This window comes from Mesorhizobium sp. M7A.F.Ca.CA.004.06.1.1, assembly GCF_003999135.1.
In the GTDB taxonomy this organism is placed as follows: Bacteria; Pseudomonadota; Alphaproteobacteria; order Rhizobiales; family Rhizobiaceae; genus Mesorhizobium.
In genome coordinates this window covers 1-3,852 of sequence record NZ_RZPQ01000574.1, presented here as the reverse complement: position 1 = coordinate 3,852, position 3,852 = coordinate 1, and the positions used below count along the sequence as shown (strand labels likewise).

3 protein-coding genes and 1 pseudogene are annotated in these 3,852 nt (G+C 64.0%); all 4 read left to right on the top strand.

Annotation, left to right across the window (positions count from 1 at the left end):
- Nucleotides 1-22: 22 nt before the first annotated feature.
- Nucleotides 23-565, top strand: a pseudogene (locus EN906_RS26005) (MFS transporter); the annotation flags it as partial.
- A 177-nt stretch (nt 566-742) separates the two neighbouring features.
- A complete protein-coding gene (locus EN906_RS26000; protein WP_127375479.1) occupies nt 743-1,654 on the top strand; it encodes an ABC transporter substrate-binding protein in 912 nt (303 codons plus the stop codon).
- A gap of 55 nt (nt 1,655-1,709) precedes the next feature.
- Entirely contained in the window at nt 1,710-2,873 is a 1,164-nt protein-coding gene (locus EN906_RS25995; protein WP_127267859.1) for an ABC transporter permease, read from the top strand.
- Nucleotides 2,870-3,808 (top strand): ABC transporter ATP-binding protein, encoded by a 939-nt coding sequence (locus tag EN906_RS25990; protein ID WP_127267858.1) that lies wholly within the window; start codon nt 2,870-2,872, stop codon nt 3,806-3,808. Before EN906_RS25995 ends, EN906_RS25990 begins: the two co-directional genes overlap by 4 nt.
- The last annotated feature ends 44 nt before the right edge of the window (nt 3,809-3,852 follow it).

Below are 3,852 nucleotides of genomic sequence, written 5' to 3'. Positions count from 1 at the left end.
CATCAGCGCATAGCTGCCGACCGCGCTTTTCTGCGCGGTCGGCAGCTATGCGCTGATGAGCTTCGTCATGACGGGCGCACCGCTGGCCATGGTCGGTTGCGGCCTGTCGGAGAACGACGCGACGCTCGGCATCTCCTGGCACGTCATGGCGATGTTCGCGCCAAGCTTCTTCACCGGCTCGCTGATCCATCGCTTCGGCGCCGAACGCATTGTGGCCACCGGCCTGATCCTGCTCATCGGCTGCGCCATTGTCGCTCTGTCGGGCCTGGCGCTGTGGCAGTTCTGGACGTCGCTGATCCTGCTAGGCCTTGGCTGGAACTTCGGCTTCATCGGCGCGACCGCGATGGTGGCCGCCACCTACAGGCCGTCGGAAAAGGGCAAGGTGCAAGGCTTCCACGACTTCGTCCTGTTCGGCTCCGTCGCCTGCGCCTCGCTGATGTCGGGCATGGTCTACAACGCCTGGGGCTGGGAGATGCTGAACTGGATAGTCTTTCCGGTTACCGTCCTGTGCTTCGTGGCGCTCGGCGCGCTCAAGCTGACGAGCTTGCGCAAAGCCGAAGCCTGATCCATCCGCCGTTTCACCTGACACGGCGCTGTCAGCACGATGTCGGCCGAATTTACCGCTTCGGAACAAAAATATTGCGTCTGTACCTATTGTTATGAAACCGTGTACCCCGACTGGCCGTTGAAGCCATGCTCATATGCGGTCACCGCGTTTCGGTTCATAGCAAGGGGTTTCACAATGTTTTCAGTCAAGTTTCTGGCCGGCGCGGCATTGGCGCTCGGCATCACGGTGGCTTCCGCCAATGCCCAGGTGGTTGTCTCTTCGAAGATCGACACAGAGGGCGGCGTGCTGGGTAACATCATCCAGCTCGTGCTCAACGCCAACAACATCAAGACATCGGACCGTATCCAGCTCGGTGGCACGCCGGTGGTGCGCAAGGCGATCACCGCCGGCGAGATCGACATCTATCCCGAATACACCGGCAACGCCGCTTTCTTCTTCGAAAAGGCCGACGACCCGGTCTGGAAAGACGCCGCCAAGGCCTATGAAACGGCCAAGAAGCTCGACTACGACGCCAACAAGATCGTCTGGCTGTCGCCGTCGCCCGCAAACAACACCTGGGCGATCGCGCTTCGCAAGGAAGTCGCCGAGACCAACAAGCTCGCCACGCTTACCGACTTCGGCAAATATGTCGCGGGCGGCGGTCAGGTGGTGCTGGCGGCTTCCGCCGAGTTCGTCAATTCGGCGGCCGCACTTCCGGCTTTCCAGACCACCTATGGCTTCACGCTGAAGCCTGAGCAATTGATCACCCTCTCGGGCGGCGACACGGCGGCAACCATCGCAGCGGCCGCCAACCAGACCAATGGCGCCACTGCGGCCATGGTCTACGGCACCGATGGCGGCATCGCACCGTCCGCGCTCGTCGTGCTCGACGACGACAAGGGCGTGCAGCCGGTCTACCAGCCGGCGCCGATCATCCGCGAAGCGGTGCTGAAGGAGCATCCCGAGATCGAGACGCTGCTGAAGCCGGTTTTCGCCAAGCTCGACCTCGTCACCCTGCAGGAACTGAACGGTCGCGTTCAGGTCGGCGGCGAGCCGGTCAAGGGCGTCGCCGAGGACTTCCTGAAGAAGAACGGCTTCCTGAAGTAGGACGATTCCGGCGCGCCGCTTTCGTGGCGCGCCGGATCGACTGAAGGGGCAGGGCGTGAACATCCGCTTCGACAAGCTCGGCGTGGTCATCGCCGCGATATCAGCCTATGCGGCCTTCGCCGCCCCCTTTGCCACGTTCCGTGCCAACCGCATCGTCCCCGGCCAGGCGCGCTCGATTCTCGATGCGCTGCCGGCAACGACCGGGACGCTGCTGCTCGCCATCATTGTCGCCGCAGCACTCATTGCGCTGTTCAAGACACCACTTGTGCTGCGCCTTGCCGCCAGCGTGATGGCGCTTGCCGCGCTCGCGCTGCTGATCGGTGTCGCCGGAACATTTCTCACGCCGGCGGGCAACACCTTCGCCAGAGTTTCGCCAGCCTCCGGTTTCTGGATTCTGATCTTTGCCTTCACGCTTTTGCTCGCCGACGTGCTGACAAGGCTGAACCTGTCGCCATTGGCGCGGGTTGGCGTGCTTGTGGTCGCGGCTTTGGCGATCGGGCTGCTGTTGATTTCGGGAAGCTGGGACAATCTGTCGATCCTGAAGGAATATTTCAACCGCGCCGACAGTTTCTGGGCAGAGGGCTCCAAGCATGTAACGCTGGCGCTAGGGTCGCTGCTTGCGGCGGTGGTCGTCGGCCTGCCACTCGGCATTCTCTGCCATCGTGTCGAAAGTCTGCGCGCCGGCGTTCTCAACGCGCTCAATATCATCCAGACCATTCCTTCGATCGCGCTGTTCGGCCTTTTGATCGCGCCGCTCGGCTGGGTTGCCACGCATGTGCCGGGAGCTGCCGCGCTCGGCATTCGCGGCATCGGCACCGCACCGGCTTTTGTGGCGCTGTTCCTTTACTCGCTGCTGCCGGTGGTGGCCAACACCGTGGTCGGTCTGGCCGGCGTGCCGCGCGCGGCCAACGACGCGGCGCGCGGCATGGGCATGACCGACAGGCAGCGCCTGTTCGGCATCGAGTTTCCGCTGGCTTTTCCTGTCATCCTCACCGGCATCCGCATCGTCTTGGTGCAGAACATCGGCCTCGCCACCATTGCCGCGCTGATCGGCGGCGGCGGTTTCGGCGTGTTCGTCTTCCAGGGTGTGGGCCAGACGGCGATGGACCTTGTGCTGCTTGGCGCGGTGCCAACGGTCGCGCTCGCCTTTGCCGCCGCCATCATCCTCGATGCGGTGATCGAAATGACCGCCACCAGGCGCAGGGTTGAAACGGCATGATCGAGATCGAAGGCATCACCAAGCGCTATGACGCGACGACCGTGGTCGATGACGTGTCGATGGTCATCGAGCCGCGCACCATCGCCGTCATTGTCGGCACGTCCGGTTCCGGCAAGACGACGCTGCTGCGCATGATCAACCGGCTGGTCGAGCCGACCTCGGGCATCATCAAGCTCGACGGCGCCGACAATCGTTCGCTGCCCGGCTACGAGCTGCGCCGCAGCATCGGCTACGCTATCCAGGGGCACGGCCTGTTTCCGCATCGCACGGTGGCACAGAACATTGCCACCGTGCCGGTGCTGCTTGGCTGGGACAAGGACCGTATCAAGGCCCGGGTCGACGAACTGATGACGCTCTATCAGCTCGATCCCGAAGCCTTCGGGCCTCGCTACCCGCACGAACTGTCCGGCGGCCAGCAGCAGCGCGTCGGTGTTGCCCGCGCACTCGCCGCCGAACCCAACGTGCTGTTGATGGACGAACCGTTCGGCGCCCTCGACCCGATCATCCGCACCAAGGCGCAGGAAGATCTGCTGGCGATCCAGAAGCGCTTCGGCACCACCATCATCCTCGTCACCCACGACATGGAAGAGGCCGTGCATATGGGCGACAAGATCGCGGTCATGGATGCCGGCAAGCTGGTGCAATACGCCAAGCCGGCCGAGATCCTGGCAAAGCCGGCAAGCGCCTTCGTCGAGACCCTGGTTGGCGCCAGCGAAAGGCCGTTCCGGTTGCTGTCGCTCGGCCGGGTCCGCGATGCCGTGGAGAAGGGCTCCGCCGAAGGTGAGGCGATCCCCGGCGATGCGAGCCAGCGCGACGCGCTGGCCGAATTGTTGTGGTCGGGCCGGCCGGCGCTGCCGGTCAAAGGCGCCGACGGCAAGCCGCTTGGCCGCGTGACCGTCGAAGGGCTGGTGAAGCGTGCGGCGAGGCCGGCATGAAGGCCTGGCTTCCATCGCTGCTCAGGCTAGCATTGGTGGTGCTG